The organism is Salinivibrio sp. IB282 (assembly GCF_001995685.1).
Lineage (GTDB): Bacteria > Pseudomonadota > Gammaproteobacteria > Enterobacterales > Vibrionaceae > Salinivibrio > Salinivibrio kushneri.
Genome location: NZ_MUET01000112.1, coordinates 1 through 5097 on the forward strand (window position 1 = coordinate 1; position 5097 = coordinate 5097).

Consider the following 5097-nt stretch of genomic DNA (forward strand, 5'->3'; position numbering starts at 1 on the left):
GTGTCTGCAATGACGCTGACTACGCCAGTTTACCTCCGAGCCAAATCGTTCCACGACTGGCTGATCAAGGCGAATATATCGCCAGTGAATCCACGATCTATCGCGTGCTGAAAGCGAATGACCAACTTCACCATCGAGGTAAAGCCAAGCCGCCACAGCCAGCGACAGAGCCGACGTCTCATCAGGCCAGTCAGCCGAATGAGATCTGGACGTGGGATATCAGCTATTTACCTTCGAATGTACGTGGCCTGTATTGGTACCTTTATATGATCATCGATATTTACAGTCGGAAAATCGTCGGTTGGGAAGTTCATGACCGTGAATGCGGTACGCTTGCGTCTCAACTCATTGAACGCGCGACGCTCAGTGAAGGTTGCTTGGTAAAGCCGCGTTATCTACACGCTGACAATGGCGCACCGATGAAATCACTGACCTTACGCGCCAAGTTGGATGAGATGGGTATCCGTACCTCCTTCAATCGCCCAGGAGTCAGTAACGATAATGCGTACTCGGAATCATTGTTCCGCACAGCCAAGTACCGCCCTAACTACCCGGCACATGGCTTTGAGGGACTGGGCGCAGCGCGTGAATGGATGTTGAACTTCGTCAACTGGTACAACAATGAGCATCGTCATAGCGCGATTAAATTCGTCACGCCAGCGCAAAGACACCGCAACCAAGATACTCAGGTGTTAGCGAAACGGCATGCCGTCTATCAGCAGGCAAAAGCCAAGCATCCTGAGCGTTGGGCTAAAGAAACGCGTGACNGCACAGCCAAGTACCGCCCTAACTACCCGGCACATGGCTTTGAGGGACTGGGCGCAGCGCGTGAATGGATGTTGAACTTCGTCAACTGGTACAACAATGAGCATCGTCATAGCGCGATTAAATTCGTCACGCCAGCGCAAAGACACCGCAACCAAGATACTCAGGTGTTAGCGAAACGGCATGCCGTCTATCAGCAGGMAAAAGCCAAGCATCCTGAGCGTTGGGCTAAAGAAACGCGTGACTGGACACCTGTTAGTTCAGTAACACTCAATCCAAGCAGCTCAGAAGAYAATCAACGAGGCGRTCAAAAAAGYGCCGCTTAATTAGGAAATCTGGTCAACTACCTTGAAATCTACCGAAACCATGAAGTCAATCGTTGATAGATAGTGCAACCATAAAAAATGCCAGTCAGAAAAACTGACTGGCATTGTTGTTAGTTGGCAAGGCTTAATTCGCTATATCGCGAGTCCTACTCCCACTCAATCGTCGCAGGCGGTTTGCCGGAGACGTCGTAAACCACGCGGGAGATGCCGTCGACTTCGTTGATGATGCGGTTTGATACCTTACCCAGGAAATCGTATGGCAGATGTGCCCAGTGCGCGGTCATAAAGTCGATGGTTTCCACGGCACGTAGGGCAATGATCCAGTCGTATTTACGGCCATCGCCCATCACGCCCACCGAGCGAACTGGCAGGAATACGGCGAAGGCTTGCGAGACTTTCTCGTAGAGATCGGCGTTGCGCAGCTCTTCGATAAAAATCGCATCGGCGCGACGAAGCAGATCGCAGTATTCTTTTTGAATCTCGCCTAGCACGCGCACGCCGAGGCCTGGCCCTGGGAAGGGGTGGCGATAAAGCATGTGGTACGGTAAACCTAGCTCAAGGCCAATCTTGCGCACTTCGTCTTTGAACAACTCTTTGAGTGGCTCAACCAGACCCATTTCCATCTCTTCCGGCAAACCACCGACGTTGTGGTGTGATTTGATCACATGCGCTTTACCGGTTTTCGAGGCCGCTGACTCAATCACATCCGGGTAGATGGTGCCTTGTGCCAGCCACTTGGCATGTTTCATTTTGCTCGCTTGCTCATCGAATACCTCGACAAACACGCGGCCAATGATTTTACGCTTCGCTTCCGGATCCGCTTCACCTTTAAGGGCATCGAGGAAACGGTCTTCGGCGTTAACATGAATAATATTCAAACCAAAGTGGTCACCGAACATTTCCAGTACTTGCTCACCTTCGTTAAGGCGTAGCAGGCCATTATCGACGAACACGCACGTGAGCTTATCGCCAATTGCACGGTGAACCAGCATGGCGACCACAGAAGAGTCGACGCCGCCAGACAAGCCAAGGATCACCTCGTCATCCCCCACTTGCTCGCGAATACGCTCAATCGCATCGTCAATAATGGTGGCTGGTGTCCATAAGCGCTCGCATTGGCAGATTTGCATCACAAACTGCTCCAACATGCGTTGGCCTTGGCGAGTATGGGTTACTTCTGGGTGGAATTGCACACCATAAAAACGCTTGTCTTCATTGGCCATGGCCGCGAAGGGGCAAGTGTCCGTCTCAGCCACTTTGACAAAATCTTCTGGAATGGCGACCACTTTATCACCATGGCTCATCCATACATCGAGGAGCGCGTGACCGTCATCGGCGATGGCATCTTCAATGCCATCAAACAACGCGCTTTGTCCAACGCGTTTTACTTGCGCGTAGCCAAATTCACGGTGATCAGAGCCGGCCACTTTACCACCAAGCTGCTCAGCCATGGTTTGCATGCCATAACAGACGCCCAACACAGGCACGCCGGCGTTAAAGACATACTGCGGTGCTCGTGGCGAGTTCTCCTCTGCCACGCTCTCTGGGCCACCGGATAGGATGATGCCGTTAGGGGCAAAGTCACGAATGTCTTGCTCATCGACATCCCAGCTCCAAAGCTCACAATACACACCGATCTCGCGTACACGGCGCGCAATCAATTGGGTGTACTGGGAGCCAAAATCAAGGATCAAAATACGTTGAGCATGAATGTTCTGGGTCATTATCTGGCTTTCTCGATTAAGTGGAACAAAGGGGAGCCGCGCTCCCCTCTCAAATGCATCGCGGTGGTGATGTCTTTAGCCGAGGCGATAGTTCGGCGCTTCTTTAGTAATAGTGACATCATGCGCGTGTGACTCTTTCATGCCCGCGCCAGTGACGCGAACAAACTGCGCTTGGGTACGCATCTTTTCAATGGTGGCAGAGCCGGTAAGCCCCATGCTAGAGCGCAGGCCACCCATTTGTTGATGAATGATCTCTTTCATCATGCCTTTGTAATCAACGCGTCCTTCAATGCCTTCAGGCACCAGCTTGTCTGCGGCGTTATCGCTTTGGAAGTAACGGTCAGACGAGCCTTTCGACATCGCGCCTACCGAGCCCATACCACGATAAGATTTGTAAGCACGACCTTGGTAAAGCTCCACTTCACCCGGTGACTCTTCGGTACCCGCGAGCATAGAGCCTACCATCACACAAGATGCACCGGCCGCAATGGCTTTACACAGATCCCCAGAGAAGCGGATACCACCATCGGCAATCACGGGAATGCCGTATTCTTGCGCTACAGCGGCTGCATCACTGATCGCCGTGATCTGCGGGACACCCACGCCGGTAACGATACGCGTGGTACAAATCGAGCCTGGGCCAATGCCGACTTYTACGGCATCCACACCAGCTTCAATCAAGGCGCGTGCGCCTTCAGCCGTGGCGACGTTGCCACCCACAATCTGCAGGTTCGGATACGCGGCACGTGCTTCACGAATACGTTGCAACACCCCATCAGAGTGGCCGTGTGATGAGTCAATCAGCAGCACATCCACGCCGGCTTCAACCAAGGCGGCAATGCGTTCTTCGTTGCCCGCACCGGCACCAACCGCGCCGCCGACACGCAAGCGACCTTGTTCGTCTTTACAGGCATTAGGCTTGCTTTCCGCTTTTTGGAAGTCTTTAGCGGTGATCATACCAGTAAGATGATGGCTTGAGTTGACCACCAAAACCTTCTCGACGCGATGTTGTTGCATGAGCTGCTGTACCTGCTCACGCTCTGCGCCTTCTTGCACAGTGGCAAGGCGAGATTTTGGTGTCATCACGTCTTCGACGCGCTTGCTTAAGTCAGAGACAAAACGCACGTCACGACCAGTGATGATGCCCACCAGCTCTTTTTGTGCATTGACAACAGGGTAACCGGCAAAGCCGTTACGCTCAGTCAGCGCCTTCACATCAGCAATGGTCATTTCAGGGGTCACAGTCACTGGGTTGGTGACCATGCCTGCTTCATAGATTTTGACCAAGCGTACTTGTTCTGCCTGTTGCTCGATGGTCATGTTTTTATGGATAAAGCCAAGACCACCTTCTTGCGCCAAGGCAATTGCCAAACGGGCTTCGGTCACCGTGTCCATCGCGGCGGATAGCACAGGAATGTTTAAGCTGATCGAACGTGTCAGTTTTGTACGCAGATCGGCATGGTTAGGAAGAACATTTGAGTGGGCAGGGACGAGGAGCACATCGTCAAAGGTTAGCGCTTCTTTCGCGATTCTCAGCATTGCAATATCTCACACCAAAATTTGTGAAGGGGAACAAAATATTGCCGCAGCATTATACGTGCAGCGCAAACGTTTGGCTATCGATTTTTACTAAGAATGTCCGTTTGTTGGGCTACTCAGATTTAGTCGGTTGATTTATCAACAGATATCCGCGGGACTTTTTCGCAACCGATTGCTCTAGGTCTATTTGGCATACCGGAATGCGACAGGTAGTATGCTGACAAGCTTATTGAAAGGGACCGAGATCGTGACCGCTAACAACCGAAATATTCTTTCCGTCTCTCGCTTAAATGCCGAAGTGCGTCTTTGCTTGGAGAAAAACATCGGTATCGTCTGGCTCACGGGGGAAATCTCTAATTTTACCGCCGCGACATCCGGTCACTGGTATTTATCGTTAAAAGATAACCAAAGCCAAGTCAAATGTGCGATGTTCCGTGGTAACAACCGCCGCGTGATGTTCAAACCTAAAAACGGCGATCAGGTGTTGGTGCGTGCGCGCGTGTCTATGTACGAGCCTCGCGGCGACTATCAACTGATCTTAGAAAGCATGCAGCCCGAAGGCGATGGACGACTGCAACAGGCGTTTGAGCAACGCAAACAAGCGTTAGCCGCTGAAGGCTTATTCGCACAAAGCGCCAAACAGGCCTTGCCCGACCAACCCAGGCGCGTTGGCATAATCACCTCCAAAACGGGCGCTGCCTTGCACGATATTCTAAATGTGTTGAAACGGCGCGATCCGAGCC

At 52.1% G+C, this 5097-nt stretch carries 3 protein-coding genes and 1 pseudogene; 2 read left to right on the plus strand and 2 right to left on the minus strand.

Annotated elements, in window-relative coordinates; translation table 11 throughout:
* Positions 1 to 767, plus strand: a pseudogene (locus BZG14_RS14615) (IS3 family transposase); the annotation flags it as partial.
* A 470-nt stretch (positions 768 to 1237) separates the two neighbouring features.
* Here BZG14_RS14615 and guaA read toward each other — a convergent pair.
* Together guaA and guaB are read right to left on the minus strand one after the other, a co-directional pair.
* Positions 1238 to 2815 carry a glutamine-hydrolyzing GMP synthase gene (gene guaA / locus BZG14_RS14620; RefSeq protein ID WP_077609082.1) on the minus strand — a complete coding sequence of 526 codons (1578 nt, stop codon included), beginning with the start codon at positions 2813 to 2815 and terminating at the stop codon, positions 1238 to 1240.
* Positions 2816 to 2890: 75 nt separating this feature from the next.
* Entirely contained in the window at positions 2891 to 4354 is a 1464-nt protein-coding gene (guaB, locus tag BZG14_RS14625; RefSeq protein WP_077609083.1) for an IMP dehydrogenase, read from the minus strand.
* A gap of 214 nt (positions 4355 to 4568) precedes the next feature.
* Here guaB and xseA point away from each other — a divergent pair.
* A partial coding sequence (gene xseA, locus BZG14_RS14630) for an exodeoxyribonuclease VII large subunit (protein ID WP_077609084.1) occupies positions 4569 to 5097 on the plus strand: 529 nt, incomplete at its 3' end.

What these genes read in the sequence shown, in the direction of transcription:
- guaA (WP_077609082.1), bottom strand. Translation starts at nt 2,815, where the DNA reads ATGACCCAGAACATTCATGCTCAACGTATTTTGATCCTTGATTTTGGC.